This window comes from Ruegeria sp. CI8, from assembly GCF_056536865.1.
This window is the reverse complement of sequence record NZ_JBQFQL010000001.1, coordinates 144,381-164,117: the sequence shown is the minus strand read 5'-3', so window position 1 is coordinate 164,117 and position 19,737 is coordinate 144,381. Positions and strand designations below refer to the sequence as shown.

Below are 19,737 nucleotides of genomic sequence, written 5' to 3'. Positions count from 1 at the left end.
GCCCCCAAGCGCGCGAAACTGCGACAAAAAAACCAGGGAGTTCAAAACCAATGTCACGTGGTGGCCACACGGGTGGAAAGCCCGCATGACGGCCTTGCTGTCTGTCCGAGACCTGAGCATCGGCTTCGGCGCCGGGGAGCCCGTCGTCAGAGATGTGAATTTCGATGTCGAGGCCGGGCAAACGCTGGCATTGGTCGGGGAATCCGGGTCGGGCAAGACGATCTCTTGCCGGGCGGTGCTGCGCATTCTGCCCAGAACGGCCCAGATCCGCAGCGGCGTGATGCAGCTGAACACCTCCAAGGGCAGCGTCGCGCTGTCCGAAATTTCCGAACGTGAGATGCGTGGCATCCGCGGCAATCGAATTTCGATGATCTTCCAAGAACCTATGCGGTCTCTGTCTCCGTTGCACAAGATCGGCAACCAGGTCAGCGAAGTTCTGTGGCTGCATCGGGGCGCCTCCGAGTCTGAGGCCCGCAAGGAAGTGCTGTCGCAGTTCGAACGCGTGGGTTTTCCCGATCCGGCGCGTGCCTATGACTCGTATCCCTTCGAACTTTCGGGCGGGATGCGTCAACGCGCGATGATTGCGATGGCGATGGTGTCCAAGCCGGAACTGCTGATTGCCGACGAACCGACAACTGCGCTGGATGTGACAACCCAGGCTCAGGTGCTGGGCTTGATCAAGGATCTGCAGAAAGAAACTGGTATGGCGCTGGTTTTGGTGACGCATGATCTGGGCGTGGTCGCCAATATGGCCGAACAGGTCGTCGTCATGCACAAAGGCCGGGTGATGGAGGCGGGTTCAGCCGAGCTGATCCTGAATGCTCCGGCCCATCCCTATACCCGCCAGCTGTTTGATGCAGCCCCCGAGATCCCGGACAAGGAAGCGGTGGGAATTCCGATGCCGGACGAGGATCTGATCCTCGACATGAAGGATGTGTGCAAGACCTACACGATGCGGTCGTCGCGCGGTTGGAAAGCGGACAAGCTGATTTATGCCTGCCGGGGCGTCGACCTGAAACTGGCCCGCGGCAAGACGTTGGCCGTAGTCGGCGAAAGCGGATCGGGCAAGACCACCGCGGCCCGGATCGCACTGGGGGCCGAGCTGCCAGACCCGGGCGGCGAGGTGCTTTTTCGCGCCGCGCCGGGCGAAGACCCGATACGCGTCCACCAGATGACCCGCGAGGAGCGTACGGCTTTTCAGCGCAAGGCTCAGATGGTGTTTCAGGATCCCTACAGTTCTCTGAGCCCGCGCATGCGCATTCAGGATGCGATGACCGAACCGCTGGAGATCCACAATATCGGCACGACGGCCGAGCGCCGCGACAAGGCCGCTGAAATGCTGGAACGTGTGGGATTGAACGCCGGTATGCTCAAGCGCTACCCCCACGCTTTTTCCGGCGGGCAACGCCAACGCCTGTCAATCGCCCGTGCGATGATGCTGGATCCGTCCCTGATCGTCTGCGACGAGCCGACATCGGCTTTGGATGTTTCGGTCCAGGAACAGATCCTGACCCTTCTGGAAAGACTGCAGGACAGTCTGAACCTGTCCTATCTTTTCATTTCTCACGATCTGGCCGTGGTCGCCCGTATCGCGGACGAGGTCGCTGTCATGCGCCAGGGGCTGGTCGTCGAACAGGCTCCACCCGAGACGTTGTTCTACAACCCGCGCCACCCCTACACCAAGGCTCTGATTGCCGCACAACCCGAACCCGATATCAATCGTCCCATCGATCTGAAGCTGGTCGCCCTTGGCGCCGGGTCTCCGGACAGTTGGGATGACGCCTTTAGATTCTCTGACACCATGATACCTTCACTCGTGGAAATGGAGCCCGGCCATAAGGTACGTTGCCATGTTTAAGACCACTCGATTCACGTTTCTGGCCGCCGCGCTGACGCTGGGCGCGGCGCTGCCCGCCTGGGCCGACACCCTTCCCGACCTGCAGGAAAGCACGTTCTGGAAAGCCGAGGTGGACATCGGAAACCTGCCCCCGGTGCAAGATCGCATCCCGCAGGAACCGCTGATCGTCGACCTGTCTTCGAAAGGGCGCGAATTCGGCAAACAGGGCGGAACCCTGCGCACGATGGTCACCCGGTCCAAGGATATCCGGCAGATGGTGGTCTATGGCTACGCCCGACTGGTGGGCTTCGACGCCCAGTACAATCTGGTCCCCGATCTGCTGGCGTCTTACGACAACGAAGAAAACCGCAAGTACACTCTGCACCTGCGCAAGGGACACAAATGGTCGGACGGCACACCGTTCACCTCGGAAGACTTCCGATACTGGTGGGAAGACGTGGCCAACAACGAGCTTCTAAGCCCGTCCGGCCCCCCTGATTTCCTGCGGGTTGAGGGCAAGCTCCCCACTGTCACGTTCCCGGACGAAACGACGGTGATTTACGAATGGGACGACCCGAACCCGAACTTTCTGGCCTCACTGGCGCAGGCGCGACCGCCTTTCATCTACCGCCCTGCTGCGTTCCTGAAGCGTTATCATGAGAAATATGCCGACAAGGAAAAGCTGGACTTCGAGGTCAGTGACGCACGTGTCAAAAGCTGGGCCGCCCTGCACAACAAGCTGGACAACCTCTACAAGTACGACAATCACGAACTGCCCACTCTGCAGCCTTGGCTGAACGCGAGCTCGGGCAAGAAGATCCGGCACAATTTCGTCCGCAACCCCTATTACCACCGCATCGACTCGAAGGGTTTGCAACTGCCATACATCGACGTGGTCGAGATGGAGATCGTTGCTCCCGGCCTGGTGGCGGCCAAGGCCAATGCCGGTGAGACCGACCTGCAGGGTCGTGGGCTTGATTTTCGGGATGCCTCGATCCTGAAAAAGGGCGAAGCCAACGGAAATTACAAGACGCTACTCTGGAAAACTGGTGTTGCGTCACAGATCGCAATCTACCCCAACCTGAATTTCGAAGACGAGGTTTGGCGCAATGTGCTGCGCGATGTCCGTGTCCGACGCGCTCTTTCGCTGGCCATCGACCGGCAGACCATCAACCAGGCGCTGTACTTCAAACTGGCGCATCCGGCCGCCATGTCCGTTTTGCCTGCCTCGCCCTTCTACCGTGAAGAGAATGCGCAGGCGTGGGCGCAATACGACGTCGCACAGGCCAACGCCCTGCTGGACGAGGTCGGGCTGACGCAGCGCGACAAGAACGGCATACGCCTGTTGCCGGACGGCCGCCCCATGGAGCTGGTGATCGAAACAGCCGGAGAACGCCAAGAGGTCGAGAACGCGCTGCAGATCGTGACTGATACGTGGCGGGAAATCGGGGTGAAACTGGTCATGCGTCCGCTTGACCGCGACATCCTGCGCAACCGTGTTTTTGCCGGCAATACGATGGCTTCGGTCTGGTATGGCTGGGATGATGGCATCCCGCAGCTGCATACATCACCGGTTTACCTGGCCCCGACCGACCAGGTGTTTCTGGCCTGGCCAAAATGGGGGCAGCACTATCAAACCGGCGGCGAAGCCGGCGAGCCGCCCGATCTGCCCGAAGCCCAGCGCTTGCTGGAGTTGAACCACATCTGGGAACTTGCAAAAACCGAGGATGAACGCCGGGCGGTCTGGGAGGAGATGTTGAAGATACACGCCGACCAGATCTATGGCATCGGAATTCTGAACGGCGCGCCCCAGCCGATCGTGGTTTCAAACCGTCTGCGCAATGTTCCCGAACAGGCCATGTGGGCCTGGGAACCCGGAGCGCATTTCGGAGTGCACCGCCCAGACGAATTCTTCTTCGCCGACTGACAGGAGCGGATAGATGATCATGCTCCGCTACGCGGTGTATCGCTTTTTCACGATGCTGCTGACCCTGTTGGTGGTATCGATGCTGATCTTCGTGATCATCAACCTGCCGCCAGGAGATTATCTCAGCAATCAGATTGCCGAGCTGCAGGCTTCGGGGCAGTCGGCCGGTGTGGCCAAGGCGGAATTCCTGCGAAAGGAATACGCTCTGGACCGCCCAATGTGGGAACAATACCTGATCTGGGTCGGCTTCTTTCCCGGCCCTCATGGGTTTGAGGGGTTGCTGCAGGGCAACTACGGCTGGTCCTTCGAATTCGATCGTCCGGTTGCCGACATCGTCGGGGACACGCTGTGGCTGACCGTGGTCGTGAACCTTGCCGCGATCCTGTTCGTCTATGCCGTGGCCTTGCCTCTGGGCGTTATGGCGGCGGCCAAATCGCGGACCTGGGTGGACTATTCGACCGCCTTCGTGGGGTATCTGGGATTGGCGACGCCCAACTTTCTGCTGGCGCTCATCCTGTTTTATTACGGGCACCGCTACCTCGATTTGCCCATCGGCGGATTGATGGACCCGGTGTATGAGGGGCAACCCATGAGCTGGGACAAGATGAAGTCCATCCTGGTTCATCTGATCGTGCCCACATTCGTGATCGGCACCTCGGGCGCCTCGGCCATGATGCAGCGCCTGCGCGCCAACATGCTGGACGAATTGGGCAAGCCATATGTTGAAACCGCTATAGCCAAGGGCATGTCGCCGTCGCGGATGCTGACCAAGTACCCGCTGCGCGTCGCCTTCAACCCCTTCGTGGCCGACATCGGCAACCTGCTGCCCTCGATGGTGTCGGGATCGGTTCTGGTTTCGGTGGTGCTGGGTTTGCAGACCATCGGCCCCACGCTGCTGACGGCGCTTAAGACACAGGACCAGTTCCTGTCAGCCTTCATTCTGATGTTCGTGGCGCTGCTGACGCTGATCGGCACCATGATCTCCGACATTCTGCTGGTCATGCTTGACCCGCGTATCCGGTACGAGGGGCGCGAAGCATGAGCAAACTTCCCGACGGTCGCTTTGTCGACGACGCCCCGTTTGATCCCGAAGCATCTTTGCAGCAATTGGAGCGCAGGGATCTGGACGCCCCGAATTGGGTTCTGGTCTGGCGCAAGTTCAAGACACACCGGCTGGGTCTGATATCGGGCATTTTTCTGCTGCTGTGCTATCTGATGCTCCCGTTTGCAGGGTTCATCGCGCCTTATGGCCCGAACGAACGAAATGGCGAACATCTCTACGCACCGCCCCAATCGGTGAACTGGTTCCACCAGGGCGAGTTCATTGGGCCGTTCGTCTACCCGATCGTGGCCGAGGCCGACCTCGAGACGTTCCAATGGAAATTCGTCCCTGACACCGAGAATCCGCGACCCGTGCGGTTCTTCTGCGAGGCATCCGAGTACAAGCTGGCCGGGCTCATCCGGTCAAACACGCATCTGTTCTGCGCACCAGAAGGCACGACACTGTTCCTCTGGGGCTCGGACCGGCTGGGCCGCGATATCTTCAGCCGCATCCTCTATGGCGCGCAGCTGTCGCTGACCGTGGGCCTGATCGGCATTTCGGTCTCGTTCTTCCTTGGCATCCTGTTCGGGTCGCTGGCCGGCTATTTCGGCGGGCGGATCGACTGGGTCATCAACCGCGTGATCGAAATCCTGCGGTCTTTGCCCGAACTCCCGCTGTGGCTGGCACTATCGGCCGCAGTTCCGTCGAACTGGTCGCCGGTTGCGGTGTTCTTCATCATCTCGATCATCCTCGGCATCCTCGACTGGCCCGGGCTGGCCCGATCCGTGCGCGCCAAATTCCTGTCGCTGCGCGAAGAAGAATATGTGCGCGCCGCCGAGATGATGGGTGCCAGTTCCGGCCGGGTAATCCGCAAGCACCTGCTGCCCAACTTCATGTCTCACCTGATCGCTTCGGCCACGCTGTCGATCCCGGCCATGATCCTGGGGGAAACCGCGCTCAGCTTTCTGGGTCTCGGCCTGCGGGCACCGGCGGTCAGTTGGGGCGTGATGCTGAACGACGCGCAGAACCTCGCCTCGATCGAGATCTATCCGTGGACGGCCATCCCGATGCTGCCGATCATCGTGGTGGTGCTGGCCTTCAATTTCCTGGGTGACGGGCTGCGCGACAGTCTGGACCCTTATCAGCAATGAGCCTGCTGGCTTCGCTTCCACCGTCCGAGGCCTATCAGGTCGCCGGCTCCGGTGCGCTTCCCAGCGCATTTGCCGTATCCGAGCTGGCAACTGCCAGCTTTGCAGCCGTGGGCCGCGAGCTTGGACGGTTCATGCAGGCCACCAATCTTGTCTCGCTCCCACCCAAGGCAATGGTCGATCACCGCCTCGCGTCGCTGTGGTTCGGATACTCGTTCAAGCCCGAAGGCTGGGATATGCCAAGTCTCTGGGATCCAATCGCGGGCGACTATCGGGGGGCCGATGGCTGGATCAGGTTGCACACCAACCTCCCCCACCATAGGGAAGCGGCCCTCAGGGTTTTGGCGACCGAGGGGGATCGTGCCGCGGTGACGCAGGCCATCAAGAGCTGGTCGGTCTCGAACCTTGAAACGGATATCGTGGCGCAGGGTGGTGTTGCCGCCGCCATGCGCAGCCGGGCCGAGTGGCTTGACCACCCGCAAGGCCGCGCCGTGACGCGGGATCCGTTGATCGGCTGGCACGGCCCACGCCGGATCACCCTGCGCGACAGGCCTCAGGCGCGCGCGGATCGGCCTTTGGCCGGGCTTCGGGTTCTCGACATGACGCGCGTGCTGGCAGGCCCGGTTTCCACCCGCACGCTGGCCGGGTTCGGAGCCGAAGTGCTGCGCATCGACCCACCGGGTTGGGATGAGCCGGGCGTGATCCCCGATATCTCGCTCGGCAAGCGCTGCGCATACCTGGACCTCAAGTCACCCGCTGGCCTGGAAAAGCTGCAAGAGCTGCTCGCGCAAGCGGATGTCTTTGTCCATGGCTACCGCCCCGGTGCGCTGGATGCTCTGGGCCTGACCAAAGAGGTGCGCGATACGATCGCTCCAAACCGGGTCGAAGTTACGCTGGACGCCTACGGTTGGCAGGGGCCCTGGGCCACCCGTCGCGGATTTGACAGCCTCGTCCAGATGAGCTCGGGAGTCGCTGACGCCGGCCGCGTTTGGGCCGGAGCCGACAAACCCACCCCGCTGCCCGTTCAGGCACTTGACCATGCCACCGGCTATTTGATGGCCGCCGCTGTCCTCTCGGCTCTGAAAGAAGCGGCTTCGGGGCATTCGATCATGGATGGGCGCTTGTCGCTTGCCCGTATCGCCGAATTGCTGGCCAGCCTCGCGAAATCCGAGACGGGCGACCCGTTCACCGCTGCCAAACCCGGGGACTACGCATCCAGATCAGAAGAGTCCGGCTGGGGCCCCGGCAAACGGCTGAACCCCGCGCTGAGCGTCGGTGAGGCGCGGATGCACTGGCCGATCCCGGCATCCCGGCTCGGCACGTCTGATCCCACGTGGCGAACCACCTGAACAAAGGCCCGACCGCCGCGCGGAACGCGCGGCCCTGCCCAACGCTTGGAACGGTGGCGCAGCGGCGCCGCAGGTCAAAGTGGCGGGAGCGCCCTAGCGGTCGTCGCCACCGGGGCCGATATCGTCCAGATACTCCTCGTCAATCGCGGCTTGCACCGCGCCGGTGACCGCCTCGCGTTGTTTCGGAGACAGGTCTTCGGGATCCTTGCCATCGGCCAGTCGAACCGTGACTTCGCGGTGGGCAAACTTGATGCCTTCGCGCGCGAACAACTCGCGGATTTCTTGGTACACCTTCTTGCGTACCAGCCACTGGTCGCCCGGCTTGGTCATGAACTTCACCCGGATGATCATCGCGGAATCCTGCATCTCGATGACGCCCTGTGACTTGAGCGGCTGGATGAAGTTGTCCCCGATCACCGGATCCTCCAGCAACTCCTGCCCCAGCTTCTTGATCAGTTTACGGACCTTCTCGACGTCCGTGTCATAGGTCACGCGCAGAGGCAGTTTCATGATCACCCAGTCGCGCGAGTAGTTGGTCAGAACCTTGATTTCACCAAACGGAATCGTGTTCAGGGCTCCCAGATGGTGGCGTAGCTGGAAAGACCGGACCGAGATTTTTTCGACCGTGCCTTTGACATCTCCGATGTCGATGTATTCACCCTTGCGGAACGCGTCATCCAGCAGGAAAAACGCGCCCGAGAAAATGTCCCGCACCAGGGTTTGCGAGCCAAAGCCCACGGCCAGACCGACCACGCCGGCGCCTGCAAACAGCGGGCTGACATTTATTCCCAGTTCCATCAGAACGATCAGCACGATGGTCACGACCACCACGGCCAGTATGGCGCCCCGGAACAGAGGCAGCAGCGTGGCAAGGCGGCTTTGACCGCCCTCTCCGCCCTCGTCACCCAACTCGGCTTCGGCGGCTCCATCATCGGTTTCTTCAGCGATTTTGGTGTCGATCCAGATCCGGAAGAAGTGGAACAGGATGTAGCCGATGAACAGGATCACCATCACATCCAGCGCCCTGCCAATGGGCAAATCCTCGCTCCAGCTGGCTTCGGGATTCCAGATGACGACCAGTGCGTAGATGCCGACGACAAAGGCCAGAATGCCCGCGACACGCCGCGCAAGATCTTCGTAGGTCACCAATGTGTGCTTGCGCTTCTCCGCCTCGGGCGTCTCCGAGGTCCGCATAGTATCTTCATCGGTATCGAGCTCGGCATTCAGAGCCTCGATCTGCCGGTTGCGATCGAAGTACCGCTCGAGTAGATAGTTCATCGCGCCATAGGCGATGACGACCGACATGAAGATCATGTAGCTGCTTGCGACGATCGGCAGCGAGTCCTCGGTCTCGAGCACCAGATCCACCGCCAGCTTGAACCAACTGAAGACCAGATAGACGATCAGGGCCGGGGCCCAGCCAAATGACACGAACCGCAGCAACCAAGACACCTGGTCTGGCTGGCGGCCGCCTCGGATGGCGTTCGAAATGGCCCGGGCATTGAACAGGATCATCAGGATGTTCCCGACCATCCCGATCAGGGTCAGCCCGCCATAAACCATCGCGTAGACGTTGTAGTTCAGCCCGAAATCCGCCACCCAGGTGGAAAACAGAACAGCGGTAATGTCATAGGTCGCCAGCGCCGATGCCCAGATATACAGCCGCTTGGCGTCACGGTCCGAGAATGGCGGCAGCCTGTACTGGCTGAGATACGGCGACAGTACCATCCGCCACAGGTCGGAAACCGTACGTGACAGGAAAAACGCCGTGAAAATCGCCGTGACGGTGAACTGGATCGAGATATCTTCGGCCTCGCCAAAAAACAGATACCCAACGATCAGAGCCATCAGCATTGCAAACACCGTGGCCCCGATACCCATCAGAAACCGGAACACAAGGAACGGCATCTTTTCCCGATACCCCTGCGGGTTTTCCTTGATCCGGGCGACGACCCACCGTCGGGCAAAGCGCTTGCCGTACAGCTCGATCGACAGCCATCGGCCAACCATCAGGAACAGTATGTTCCATCCCAGCACCTCGACATAGGTGAAAATCCGGCCATCAGGACTGGTTTGCTCGAGGATGTAGCGCACCTCGAAGATCGAATAGGGCAACGCCTCAAGGCGGGATCGCACGGCTTCGCTGAACTTGGCAAAGCGCTCCTGCGCCTTCATCAACTGCGAACTTTCCGCCATCGGATCATGAGCGACGTCCTCGGGCTGGCCACCAGCCTGCCCGACCGAGGATACGACCTGCCCGGCGCTGTCAATGACGATCACGCTGGCGCCGGCCTCGGTCGCGGCGCGGATCGCGGCCGCGACATCGTTGTCCTGCGGGGCCTCTGTTTCACCGGACGCCCCGGGATACCCCGGGATCAGCGAGGTCTGCGCCGCCGCACCGGTCGCGAAGGCCAGAGCGATTGTCCACGTCAGGAAAAGTACACGGACAAGAAAGTTCGGTTTCATAAGGTCTTGCATCCTGATCTCTTGCTGCACGACAGCCTATAGAAGGCACCGGCCTTGATCAAACGATCCACTCGTTGCTTCCCGACATCGTGTAGGACCGTGTTTTTGGCGCAAGCCCAAAGGCAGGATGTTTCCAACCCTCTGGAATTCCTATAAGAGCAGGCAGCATCCGGCAAATCCGGGCTTTGCCAACTTCGGGGAATGTTGCAGGCTTCGCGTTATTGGTGACTTGCGCAATGGCTGTTGCCAAATCGCAATGATTGACGCATTTGCGGCTTTGACACAGACCCTTTGGCAGGCGGCGTCAAAAAATATAAGATAACTGGTGCGAAACGCGCGGAAACTGCACCGTAACAAAGATACGAGCGAGGGCATGAGCCTAGGCATCGACGACAAACAGACCGGTCGCGCTCCGCGCATAATGTTCTACAGTCACGATACGTTCGGACTGGGTCATCTCAGACGCTCCCGAGCGCTGGCTGCGGCAATGACGCGGGCGAACCCGCGTGCCTCGGCCCTGATCCTGACGGGCTCGCCCGTTGCCGGGCGCTTCACTTTTCCGCGGCGCGTGGACCATGTACGCCTGCCGGGCGTGACCAAGCGGGCCGATGGTTCGTATGCCGCGCGCACGATCGGAATGGGGATTGACGAGGTCACCGAGCTGCGTTCGGGACTGATCCAGACCACCATGCGCCAATTCGATCCGGACGTCGTCGTCGTCGACAAGGAGCCGACCGGATTCCGGGGCGAACTGCTGCCCACCCTGGAACAGCTGCATCAATCCGGGCGCGCCAAACTGGTGCTGGGCCTTCGCGACGTTCTGGACGAACCCGAGGTTCTGGCGGCGGAATGGGCCCGAAAGGATGCTGTCGCCGCGACCGAGAAATACTATCACGAAATCTGGGTCTACGGCCTGCGGTCCGTTTATGACCCGACAGAAGGATTGCCGCTCAGCCCGTCGGCGCAGGCGCGGATTCACTGGACCGGCTATCTGCGCCGCGATCTCGGCCCTGTCGGCGAACCTCCCGAGCAGCCCTATATCCTTATCACGCCCGGAGGCGGTGGCGACGGGAAGGCAATGGTCAACCTTGTCCTGTCCGCATATGAAAAAGACCCTGATCTGTCCCCCCGAGCCCTGCTCGTCTATGGCCCTTTCCTGTCCGGTGAGTTGCGCGAAGAATTCGAGGCCCGCGTGGCGGCCCTGAAAGGTCGTGTAACGGCGGTCGGGTTCGAATCCCAGATCGAAACCCTGTTCGCCGGCGCGGCGGGTGTGGTCTGCATGGGCGGATACAACACGTTCTGCGAGGTGCTCTCCTTTGACAAACGCGCGGTGATCGTCCCGCGAACCACCCCGCGGCTGGAACAGTGGATCCGCGCCTCGCGCGCCGAGGAACTGGGTCTTGTGCGGATGCTGGACGAGACCCGTGATGGGTTGACGGCCGATGCGATGATCACGGCCATTCGCAACCTGCCGCAGCAGCCCCTTCCCTCGCAGGCGATCCGGGCCGGTTTGCTGGATGGCTTGGACTATGTCTCTGATCGGGTCGAGGCCCTGCTGAGCGTGGAACAGGAACGAGCGACCGGATGACCGACGCAGAGCCGAGACTGGCGGTGTTGGTCAAAGGTTGGCCGCGCCTGTCCGAGACGTTCATCGCTCAGGAACTGGTTGCTTTGCAGGATGCCGGCCACGCCTTCGACATCTGGTCATTGCGCCACCCAACCGACACCAAACGCCACCCCCTGCACGACCGATTTCAGGGGCGGGTGCACTATCTTCCCGAATACCTGTACCAGGAACCCCAACGCGTATGGGCGGCGAGACGAACCGCACAGGCGCTTCCGGGTTACGCACAGGCCTACCGGGTGTGGCGACAGGATCTGCGTCGCGATCCCACGCACAACCGGATCCGCCGCTTTGGACAGGCTTGCGTTCTGGCCGCGGAATTGCCCGGCGACACGCGCGCGCTGTATGCCCACTTCCTGCATACCCCGTCCTCGGTTGCCCGCTATGCTGCAATCATGCGCGGCCTGCCGTGGAGCTTTTCGGCTCACGCCAAGGATATCTGGACGTCGCCCGAGTGGGAAAAGCGTGAAAAACTTCACGCTGACACCTTCGGAGCGGCGTTCGGCGCAACCTGCACCGAGATCGGCGCGCGGCACTTGCGCGATCTGGCCGATGACCCCGCCCGTGTCGATCTGATCTATCACGGGCTGGACCTGACGCGATTTCCTGAGCCGCCCGTACGAAAACTGCGATCCGTCGATGAACGGTTCCATATGGTGTCCGTCGGACGACTGGTAGAAAAGAAAGGCTTTGATCGCTTGATCCACGCCTTGGCCATACTCCCCCCAGAGATCGACTGGCACTGGACCCACATTGGCGGCGGCACCTTGTCGGACAACCTGCGCAGCCTGGCGGAAAATCTGCGCCTGCAGGATCGCATCACTTGGAAAGGCGCCTGCGATCAACCCGAAGTCATTGCGGCCATGCGCGATGCGGATCTGTTCGTGCTGCCCAGCCGCATCGCCGCGGACGGCGACCGGGACGGCCTGCCCAATGTCCTGATGGAAGCCGCGTCGCAAAAACTACCGATCCTGTCCACTCCGGTCTCGGCCATTCCTGAATTCATCCGCAACAACGTGCACGGCATCTTGTCCGATGACGAACCCAAGGCGCTGGCAGACGCCATTTCCACCCTGGCCGCCGACCCGCAGAAAGCGGCAATCATGGCCGATGCGGCTTATGACCGCTTGCTTGCCAATTTTCGCATGGACCCCGGCATTGCGCGTCTGTCCCGCCGCCTGAAAGCCTTGTGCGCGGAGGGTACTTGATGGTTCGGGTCGCCTTCTATGCGCCGATGAAAGCCCCAGACAGCCCGGTTCCGTCCGGCGACCGCGAAATGGCTCGCAACCTGATGGCTGCAATCGGGGCCGACGGGCATCGTGTTGATCTGGTCTCGCGGCTGCGCATCTATGACAAAACCGGAGACCCGGACCTTCAGAACCGTCTCGACCGCGAAGCCGCGGCCGAGGTCACCCGACTGAGCACAGAACTGCCTGCAGATACAGGCCTCTGGGTGACCTATCACAACTACTACAAAGCTCCGGACCTTTTGGGGCCGGCGGTCTGCAGGGCGCGCGGGATACCCTATGTTCAGCTTGAGAGCACCCGCGCCATGTCGCGCCTTTCCGGGCCCTGGGCCGGCTTTGCCCAAGCTGCGCACGATGCCTGCGACGCCGCGCAGGTGATCTTCTATCACACAGCAAATGACTTGATCACACTGGAACGCGAGCGGTTCGGTGATCAGTCATTGATTGAACTCCCACCCTTCCTGCCCCGATCGGACCTGCCTCGGCCCTCTCGATGCGCGGGGCCGATGCTGACGGTGGGAATGATGCGATACGGGGACAAGTTGGAGTCCTTCCGCATTCTGGCCGATACGCTGGCATTTTTGAATGAGGATTGGACGCTGAACATCGCCGGCGACGGGCCAGCCCGCCCGGATGTCGAGGCTTTGATGGCCCCCTTCGGCACACGTGTCCGTTTTTTGGGCCTGCTGAGCCGCGATGACCTGGAAACGATTTACTCCGATGCTGCTCTGTTGGTCTGGCCGGGCGTCAACGAAGCCTACGGGATGACCTATCTCGAGGCGCAGTCCGCGGGCGTCCCCGTTGTCGCCCAGGATCGCCCGGGAGTGCGCGACGTACTGGCGCCTGCCAATCATCCTGCCCCTGATTACGGCGCCGCCGCGCTGGCCGAGCGAATTGACCGGCTGCTGTCCGATCCCGAACTGCGTCGGAGCGAAGGTCAAAAAGCGCGCGACTACGTGGCCGGCCGTCATTTGATGCCAACCGCAACGCGGACGTTCTGGTCGGGAGTTTCTTCGCTGGTAGAGGAGATGTCATGACACGTCTGGCCCTTCTGCGCCACGGTCATACCGCCTGGAACCGCGCAGGGCGCATTCAGGGGCGCAGCGACATCAGCCTCGATGATCAGGCAAAGGCCGAACTGGCCCGATATCGCTTGCCAACTCCTTGGGACCGGGCCGAACTATGGTCCAGCCCCCTGACCCGCGCCAGCGAAACTGCGCGGCTGGTCGCCGGACGCGAACCCGCAACCTCGGCCGCCCTGGTCGAGATGAATTGGGGCGACTGGGAAGGCCAACGCGGAGAAGACCTGATTGCAGATGCCAACACTGGATACCGGCATATCGAGGATTGGAGCTGGGAATTTCGTCCCCCCAAAGGCGAAAGCCCGGCCGACATTCGCCGCCGCCTTATGCCATGGCTGTCCAGCCTGACCGGTGACAATGTTGCCGTCTGCCATATCGGAATCATGCGGGTCATCTTGGCGCTTGCCTGGGGGTGGGAGTTCCAGGGCCCCGCGCCGTTCCGCATCAAACGCAATCGTCTCTACGTGGTCGATTTAGAGCAAATGCGACCGGAGGCAGAGCCCGTTCGGCTTATTCCGCGCGAGGCCGGGTCATGAGGACCATGATCGTCGTCACCCATCTGCTGGGGACCGGACATCTCAGCCGCGCCTTGACCTTGGGTCGGGCTTTTGCGGATGCCGGACACGACGTGACCGTCGCATCCGGCGGGATGCCTGCACCTCAACTGAACACGGATGGGGTTTCCCTGCTGGCGCTGCCACCGCTGCGTTCGGATGGTACCGATTTCACGCGGTTGCTGACGGCCGACGGAGATATTGCAGACGCGACCTATCTGAACTCCCGCGCTATTGCCCTGACCGAGGCTGTTCGACGGGTAAACCCCGATGTCCTGATAACGGAACTCTATCCCTTCGGGCGCCGAAGCCTGGCCGCCGAGTTTCTGGCCCTGTTGTCCACTGCGCGGTCACTGCCGTCCAGACCGGTTGTTCTGAGTTCGGTCCGGGACATCCTCGCGCCACCGTCGAAACCCGCCAAAGCTGCGCGGACCGAAGAAATCATTGTGCGTTTCTATGACGGTGTACTGGTTCATTCCGACCCCGAAATCACGCCGCTGGATGCCAGCTGGCCGGTTACAGACAATTTGGCCGAACGCCTGTTCTATACGGGCTTTGTTGCCCCGCCTGCGCCGGGCCCTCATGAACAAGGGGAAGGAGCGAACGAAGTCCTGGTCAGCGCTGGCGGCGGATCGGTCGGACAACCGATTTTTAGCGCGGCCATCGAGGCCGCCCAAAATATGCCCAACAGGCGCTGGCGCCTGCTGGTCGGCGGTCAGGATGCCGAAGACCGGATTGCCGAACTGAGGCATATGACAAATGGCGAAAATGTCATTCTGGAGCCCGTACGTCCAGATTTCAGACAGATGCTACCGCTGGCCGCAGCCTCGGTCAGCATGTGCGGGTACAACACCGCCATGGACTTGCTGCAATGCGCGACCCCGGCCGTTCTGATCCCATTTGACGATGGCAAGGAAGTGGAACAGACCCTGAGGGCAAAAAGCCTGGCGCGCCTGCCTGCGGTCGACGTGCTGCCCAGCGCGAAGCTGACCGGAGAGGCATTGGCCCAAGCAGTCGACCGCGTTCTGCATCAAGGCCCGCGCAAACCGTTGGATGGCGGGTTCGACGGAGCCAGCAAGTCGGTAGAGATTGCCACCTCGCTCTGGGAGGCTCGGCAATGACAACCGATTGGACACCGCTGCGATCCGAATTGCAGGTGTGGCGAGAGGCTGGGCTTACGCTTCCACTGTGGTGGCGGGACGATGACGCGATCGCGCCCAGCCGGCAATTGGACCGTTTGGTGGGCCTGTCATCCCGAACCGGGCTGCCGGTTCATCTGGCCATCATTCCACGCGATGCCAGTCAAGGTCTGGTCGACCAGGTTGCCGACCAGCCCAGCTTGATTCCGGTGGTTCACGGCTGGGCGCACCAGAACCACGCACCAAAGGGCGAAAAGAAGTCCGAGTTCCGCCTGCATCGTCCGCTCGACTCGATTGTGTCTGATGCACGCCATGGCTTCCTGCGTCTGCAGGAGTTCTTCGGTGCTAGTCTGTGCCCGATGTTCGTCCCCCCTTGGAATCGCATCGCGCCCGAAGTGACGGCAGAGCTTGCCGAAATCGGCTATCAGTTCCTGTCCACGGCCACGCCCAGAACGCACGCAGAAGCAGCGCCGGGCCTGACTCAGGTCAATAGCCATCTGGATCCGATAGACTGGCGCGGTACGCGAGGGTTGGCCGATCCGAATGCGTTGATCGCCAAAACCGTCTCGATGCTGCAGGATCGCCGCGAGGAACGTGCCGACCCAACCGAACCTTTTGGCGTGTTGACCCATCATCTTGTCCATGATCAACAGATCTGGGACTTTACCGAGGCGCTTCTGGATTGTCTCATGGCGGGCCCCACACGCGTCTGGTCCGCAGGACCACACTGATTACCCGAGGAGACCTTGATGAGCCGACTGGATTCCATGCTGCGACGCCTGACCGCCCAGCGCGACGGGCTGAACTGGGCTGCGGCGCGGATCAAAGGGCTGAAAGGCGATGTTCTGGACATGGGTTTGGGCAACGGCCGCACCTATGACCACCTGCGCGAGATCCTGCCCGACCGGCGCATCTGGGTCATGGACCGGGTTCTGCAATGTCACCCGGACAGCACCCCTCCGGCCGAAGATTTTCTGCAGGGCGAGGCTGAACCGATGCTGAAGAAGCTGGCCGAAGATGGCCCGCGGATCGCATTGGCGCATTATGATTTCGGTCGCGGGATCAAACATGAAGACGTGGTCGAAGCGGCGAGGCTCAGCAAGCTGATTGGCTCGGTCATGGTCCCAGGCGGGTTGCTGATTTCCGGCCAACCGCTGGAAGGGTTCGAACAGATCAACGGCCCGGACTCCATCGCGCCTGACCGCTATCTGTTCTACCTCGCCTGATCAGGCCACGCGCTGCCCGCGCGACCAGACGGCAGTAAGGGCCGGGACGTTGCCCCGCATTCGAAAACGGATCAGGTCTGCCCGCAGCCCCGGTTTCAGAGCGCCGCGATCCGCTAGGCCCGCCGCCCGCGCCGGAGCCCGTGTGACAGTGGCGATGCCACGCGCCATGTCATCCCAGATGCGCCCAAGGGTAACGGCGGACAACAGCAAGGCTGACGGCACATAGTCCGACGACAGAATGTCCAAACACCCCAAGTCGGCCAGTTCCCGTGCTGCCACATTCCCAGAATGTGACCCGCCCCGGATCAGGTTTGGCGCGCCCATCATGACCTGAATGTCATGAGCGTGACAGGCCCGTGCGGCCTCGACCGTCGTTGGGAATTCGGCCAGCCGAATGCCATGGCGGGCGGATATCGCCACTTGCGTCTCGGTCGTGTCGTCGTGGCTGGCCAGAACCGCTCCGAAGCGGCGCGCGGCGTCCACGGCCTCCTGCTCGTGGCGGTCTCCATTGCGGTCCCTCAGCCCCCGCAACTGGTCGACGTGCCGTGCGAACATGTCGTCATCCATAGCGTACTTGCCTTTTAGATAGGCTTCGAACTTGGACAGGTCCCGAAACTGGCGCTGGCCGGGCGTGTGATCCATCAACGAAACGATGCCCACCCGGTCTTCTGGACCGAATTCCTGCAGTTCCTCGACCAGCGTCTCAGAACAGACTTCGGCGCGCAGATGCAGAAAGTGGCTGATCTTGAGTGCGTCCTGCTCTCGCAACTCCCACAGCTCGCGGGACAGTCCGCGCGCGTATTTCAGATACCGTCCAGCACCGGACGGGATCGACCCCACGCGCATAGCGTCAAAGACGGTCGTGATCCCGGTGCTAGCCAGTTCCGCGTCATGCGCAAGAATGGCTGCGGCATGGGGCCAGTCCACCCTGGGCCGCGGCTGGATGTGGCGTTCCAGGTTGTCGGTGTGCAACTCGACCAGGCCGGGCGACACATAGTCCCCGTTACAGTCAATCGCGCCTTTCGGAACAGCCGCGCCGGTGTCTATGTCAGCGATCGTCTGGCCAACGATACGGACACACCCCCGGACAGTCTCATCCGGCAGAACAAGCAACGCATTGGCAAGGGTCAGTTCATCTGTCATCGGATTTTCACGTGGTTTGAGGTAAGGAGAGGCCACGCAACAGGAGGCCATTGTGAATTTTGCGCGATACGCGATCTATTTCGTTCCCCCCGCCCAATCCGAATGGAGCAGGTTTGCAACCGGGTGGCTGGGGTGGGACATCGATGCGGGACGGACCGTCGACCATCCGGCCATCGACGGGTTGGACGTCGCCTCGGTAACACAAGTGCCGCGCAAATACGGGCTTCATGCCACGATGAAGCCGCCGTTTCGCTTGCGTGAAGATCAGTCGCTGTCCGCTTTGCAGGATACCTGCGCCCGTCTGGCCGGTAAATTCGCCCCCGTTTCGCTGGACGGGCTCGAAGTTGCACGCCTTGGTCGGTTTCTTGCTTTGCGGCCCGTGGGCGACACACGAGACCTGAACGCGCTTGCGGCGGCTTGCGTCCGCGACCTGGACCCTTTTCGTGCCCCGGCCTCGGAAACCGAGATGAACCGGCGCCGAGCGGCCGGGCTGACCATGGAGCAAGACGCCAATCTGACGAACTGGGGCTACCCATACGTTCTGGAGGCTTTCCGCTTTCACATCACCCTGTCCGGTCGCCTGAGCAAGCCAATGCTGGCAAACGTGCAAACCGTGTTGAACCAACGGCTTGTCCCATTGCTGCCAGCCCCTTTTGACATTGGGGACCTGGCCCTTGTGGGCGAGGCTGAAGACGGGCGGTTCCATATGCTTCAACGGTACGCCCTTTCAGGTTGAAGGCCGGACAAGATGGTTTCAACGGTCGCATCCAGTGACCCGGAATTGTCGACCTCGATCACGTGGTTCAGGCCTTCGGGCAGGGCTGCCTTGGCGCGCCCCAAACGCCGGGCTTGATCGGCCGCGCTTTCCCGGCTGCGCACTGCCAGACGTTGCGCCAGAACCTTTGGGTCGGCCGTCAGGGATATCACGATCAGCTCTCGAAATTCCTTTTGTGCCTCGGGCAACACAGCCCTTGAGAGGTTGACCAGAACGGCGTCGGCCCTTCGGCGTTGTTCCGTGATCGCAACGGGAATGCCGTAGTGCAGCCCGTGCGCAGCCCAGTGCAGAACAAAGCCGCCCTCTTGGACCATTGTTTGAAACGTCCGGTCGGACACGCGGTCAAAATCCTCACCGCCTTCGCCATGGGGACGGGTGATGACTCTACGCACCCTTTCGAAGTTCGGCGCGCGCGCCAACAGTGCTTGGATCACGCTGTCTTTTCCAACACCCGAAGGCCCGACAACTGCAATGACCGGGGCCATCTTCATGCCGCCGCCCCCTGCGCAAACTGCGTGACGTCAACCACGCGGTTGCAGACCCGGTCACGGGCCTCTTGGTCGTGGAATATCCCAATGATCGCCGCGCCGCGGGCCTTTGCCTCTTGGATCAGGGACAGCACGGTTTCGCGGTTTCGTGCGTCAAGGCTGGCCGTGGGTTCATCCAGCAACAGAGCCGGATAGTCATGCGCAAAACCACGCGCGATATTCACCCGTTGCTGTTCACCGCCCGAAAATGTCGTGGGACTGAGGCGCCAAAGCGGTTCCGGAATATTCAGGCGCTGAAGGAGGCCCGCTGCCTTGTCCAGTGCGGTCTGCCGCTCGCACCCCTGAACCAGAAGCGGTTCGGCCACGACCTCCAGCGTCGGCACACGCGGCACAACACGCAGAAACTGACTGACATAGCCCAGGGTCTCCCGGCGCAGTTGCAGGATCTCGCGCGGTTGGGCCCGGGCGACGTCCAGGCCACCCACCCGCACCTGCCCCGAGGCCGCCAGGTAGTTGCCGTAGATCACCCGCATCAGTGTGGACTTCCCGGCCCCGCTGGCCCCGGTCAGGGCCACGCATTCTCCGGCCCCGACCTGCAGCGACGCGCCCGCCATTACCGGGATCACGGCGCCGTCCTGATTGTGCAGGGTAAAGCTCTTGCTCACGTCGATCAGTTCAATCATCGGATTT

The 19,737-nt window shown here is 61.6% G+C and carries 17 protein-coding genes; 13 read left to right on the top strand and 4 right to left on the bottom strand.

Features of this window, described 5'->3' with window-relative positions:
• Positions 1-85 precede the first annotated feature (85 nt).
• The 5 genes from ACR0DA_RS00760 to ACR0DA_RS00740 are packed head-to-tail and all read left to right on the top strand — an operon-like array spanning position 86 to position 7,303.
• Positions 86-1,858 carry an ABC transporter ATP-binding protein gene (locus ACR0DA_RS00760; protein WP_170390840.1) on the top strand — a complete coding sequence of 591 codons (1,773 nt, stop codon included), beginning with the start codon at positions 86-88 and terminating at the stop codon, positions 1,856-1,858.
• Positions 1,851-3,764 carry an ABC transporter substrate-binding protein gene (locus ACR0DA_RS00755; protein WP_480752611.1) on the top strand — a complete coding sequence of 638 codons (1,914 nt, stop codon included), beginning with the start codon at positions 1,851-1,853 and terminating at the stop codon, positions 3,762-3,764. The genes ACR0DA_RS00760 and ACR0DA_RS00755 overlap by 8 nt, the downstream gene beginning before the upstream one ends.
• A gap of 13 nt (positions 3,765-3,777) precedes the next feature.
• Entirely contained in the window at positions 3,778-4,806 is a 1,029-nt protein-coding gene (locus ACR0DA_RS00750) for an ABC transporter permease (protein WP_093964561.1), read from the top strand.
• Positions 4,803-5,957, top strand: coding sequence for an ABC transporter permease (locus ACR0DA_RS00745; protein ID WP_480752610.1), 1,155 nt, complete (start codon positions 4,803-4,805; stop codon positions 5,955-5,957). Before ACR0DA_RS00750 ends, ACR0DA_RS00745 begins: the two co-directional genes overlap by 4 nt.
• Positions 5,954-7,303 (top strand): CoA transferase, encoded by a 1,350-nt coding sequence (locus tag ACR0DA_RS00740; RefSeq protein WP_170369776.1) that lies wholly within the window; start codon positions 5,954-5,956, stop codon positions 7,301-7,303. The genes ACR0DA_RS00745 and ACR0DA_RS00740 overlap by 4 nt, the downstream gene beginning before the upstream one ends.
• Positions 7,304-7,396: 93 nt before the next feature.
• On the opposite strand, the gene ACR0DA_RS00735 is transcribed toward ACR0DA_RS00740, so the two are convergent.
• Complete coding sequence (locus ACR0DA_RS00735; RefSeq protein ID WP_480753892.1) at positions 7,397-9,769, bottom strand: mechanosensitive ion channel domain-containing protein; 2,373 nt, start codon at positions 9,767-9,769, stop codon at positions 7,397-7,399.
• Positions 9,770-10,142: 373 nt separating this feature from the next.
• Between ACR0DA_RS00735 and ACR0DA_RS00730 the strand changes: the two genes are divergently transcribed.
• The 7 genes from ACR0DA_RS00730 to ACR0DA_RS00700 are packed head-to-tail and all read left to right on the top strand — an operon-like array spanning position 10,143 to position 16,641.
• Positions 10,143-11,357, top strand: coding sequence for a glycosyltransferase family protein (locus ACR0DA_RS00730; protein WP_480752607.1), 1,215 nt, complete (start codon positions 10,143-10,145; stop codon positions 11,355-11,357).
• A complete protein-coding gene (locus tag ACR0DA_RS00725) occupies positions 11,354-12,601 on the top strand; it encodes a glycosyltransferase family 4 protein (protein ID WP_170369780.1) in 1,248 nt (415 codons plus the stop codon). Before ACR0DA_RS00730 ends, ACR0DA_RS00725 begins: the two co-directional genes overlap by 4 nt.
• Positions 12,601-13,677 carry a glycosyltransferase family 4 protein gene (locus tag ACR0DA_RS00720; protein ID WP_170340375.1) on the top strand — a complete coding sequence of 359 codons (1,077 nt, stop codon included), beginning with the start codon at positions 12,601-12,603 and terminating at the stop codon, positions 13,675-13,677. Before ACR0DA_RS00725 ends, ACR0DA_RS00720 begins: the two co-directional genes overlap by 1 nt.
• The gene (locus tag ACR0DA_RS00715) at positions 13,674-14,258 is read left to right on the top strand and encodes a histidine phosphatase family protein (RefSeq protein WP_480752605.1); all 585 of its coding nucleotides are present in this window, start codon (positions 13,674-13,676) and stop codon (positions 14,256-14,258) included. The genes ACR0DA_RS00720 and ACR0DA_RS00715 overlap by 4 nt, the downstream gene beginning before the upstream one ends.
• Positions 14,255-15,397 carry a glycosyltransferase family protein gene (locus ACR0DA_RS00710; protein WP_480752603.1) on the top strand — a complete coding sequence of 381 codons (1,143 nt, stop codon included), beginning with the start codon at positions 14,255-14,257 and terminating at the stop codon, positions 15,395-15,397. Before ACR0DA_RS00715 ends, ACR0DA_RS00710 begins: the two co-directional genes overlap by 4 nt.
• Positions 15,394-16,146 carry a polysaccharide deacetylase family protein gene (locus ACR0DA_RS00705; protein WP_480752602.1) on the top strand — a complete coding sequence of 251 codons (753 nt, stop codon included), beginning with the start codon at positions 15,394-15,396 and terminating at the stop codon, positions 16,144-16,146. The genes ACR0DA_RS00710 and ACR0DA_RS00705 overlap by 4 nt, the downstream gene beginning before the upstream one ends.
• An 18-nt stretch (positions 16,147-16,164) precedes the next feature.
• On the top strand, positions 16,165-16,641 hold the full coding sequence (locus ACR0DA_RS00700; protein ID WP_170340366.1) for a class I SAM-dependent methyltransferase: 477 nt from the start codon (positions 16,165-16,167) through the stop codon (positions 16,639-16,641).
• Here the strand turns inward: ACR0DA_RS00700 and ACR0DA_RS00695 are convergent, their stop codons facing one another.
• Entirely contained in the window at positions 16,642-17,784 is a 1,143-nt protein-coding gene (locus ACR0DA_RS00695) for an alpha-D-ribose 1-methylphosphonate 5-triphosphate diphosphatase (RefSeq protein ID WP_480752601.1), read from the bottom strand.
• Positions 17,785-17,836: 52 nt separating this feature from the next.
• On the opposite strand from ACR0DA_RS00695, the gene ACR0DA_RS00690 reads away from it, so the two are divergent.
• A complete protein-coding gene (locus tag ACR0DA_RS00690; protein ID WP_170340361.1) occupies positions 17,837-18,520 on the top strand; it encodes a DUF1045 domain-containing protein in 684 nt (227 codons plus the stop codon).
• On the opposite strand, the gene phnN is transcribed toward ACR0DA_RS00690, so the two are convergent.
• Entirely contained in the window at positions 18,496-19,050 is a 555-nt protein-coding gene (phnN, locus tag ACR0DA_RS00685; RefSeq protein ID WP_480752600.1) for a phosphonate metabolism protein/1,5-bisphosphokinase (PRPP-forming) PhnN, read from the bottom strand. The two genes, ACR0DA_RS00690 and phnN, sit on opposite strands and share 25 nt — an antisense overlap.
• A complete protein-coding gene (phnL, locus tag ACR0DA_RS00680; protein ID WP_480752599.1) occupies positions 19,047-19,730 on the bottom strand; it encodes a phosphonate C-P lyase system protein PhnL in 684 nt (227 codons plus the stop codon). The genes phnN and phnL overlap by 4 nt, the downstream gene beginning before the upstream one ends.
• Positions 19,731-19,737: the final 7 nt, after the last annotated feature.

Excerpts from the sequence above, each read along its gene's own strand:
- ACR0DA_RS00715 (WP_480752605.1), top strand. The coding sequence starts at position 13,674 with ATGACACGTCTGGCCCTTCTGCGCCACGGTCATACCGCCTGGAACCGC.
- ACR0DA_RS00755 (WP_480752611.1), top strand. The coding sequence starts at position 1,851 with ATGTTTAAGACCACTCGATTCACGTTTCTGGCCGCCGCGCTGACGCTG.
- ACR0DA_RS00700 (WP_170340366.1), top strand. The coding sequence starts at position 16,165 with ATGAGCCGACTGGATTCCATGCTGCGACGCCTGACCGCCCAGCGCGAC.
- phnN (WP_480752600.1), bottom strand. The coding sequence starts at position 19,050 with ATGAAGATGGCCCCGGTCATTGCAGTTGTCGGGCCTTCGGGTGTTGGA.
- ACR0DA_RS00695 (WP_480752601.1), bottom strand. The coding sequence starts at position 17,784 with ATGACAGATGAACTGACCCTTGCCAATGCGTTGCTTGTTCTGCCGGAT.
- ACR0DA_RS00740 (WP_170369776.1), top strand. The coding sequence starts at position 5,954 with ATGAGCCTGCTGGCTTCGCTTCCACCGTCCGAGGCCTATCAGGTCGCC.
- ACR0DA_RS00705 (WP_480752602.1), top strand. The coding sequence starts at position 15,394 with ATGACAACCGATTGGACACCGCTGCGATCCGAATTGCAGGTGTGGCGA.
- ACR0DA_RS00710 (WP_480752603.1), top strand. The coding sequence starts at position 14,255 with ATGAGGACCATGATCGTCGTCACCCATCTGCTGGGGACCGGACATCTC.
- ACR0DA_RS00720 (WP_170340375.1), top strand. The coding sequence starts at position 12,601 with ATGGTTCGGGTCGCCTTCTATGCGCCGATGAAAGCCCCAGACAGCCCG.
- ACR0DA_RS00730 (WP_480752607.1), top strand. The coding sequence starts at position 10,143 with ATGAGCCTAGGCATCGACGACAAACAGACCGGTCGCGCTCCGCGCATA.
- ACR0DA_RS00750 (WP_093964561.1), top strand. The coding sequence starts at position 3,778 with ATGATCATGCTCCGCTACGCGGTGTATCGCTTTTTCACGATGCTGCTG.
- phnL (WP_480752599.1), bottom strand. The coding sequence starts at position 19,730 with ATGATTGAACTGATCGACGTGAGCAAGAGCTTTACCCTGCACAATCAG.
- ACR0DA_RS00745 (WP_480752610.1), top strand. The coding sequence starts at position 4,803 with ATGAGCAAACTTCCCGACGGTCGCTTTGTCGACGACGCCCCGTTTGAT.
- ACR0DA_RS00725 (WP_170369780.1), top strand. The coding sequence starts at position 11,354 with ATGACCGACGCAGAGCCGAGACTGGCGGTGTTGGTCAAAGGTTGGCCG.
- ACR0DA_RS00735 (WP_480753892.1), bottom strand. The coding sequence starts at position 9,769 with ATGAAACCGAACTTTCTTGTCCGTGTACTTTTCCTGACGTGGACAATC.
- ACR0DA_RS00760 (WP_170390840.1), top strand. The coding sequence starts at position 86 with ATGACGGCCTTGCTGTCTGTCCGAGACCTGAGCATCGGCTTCGGCGCC.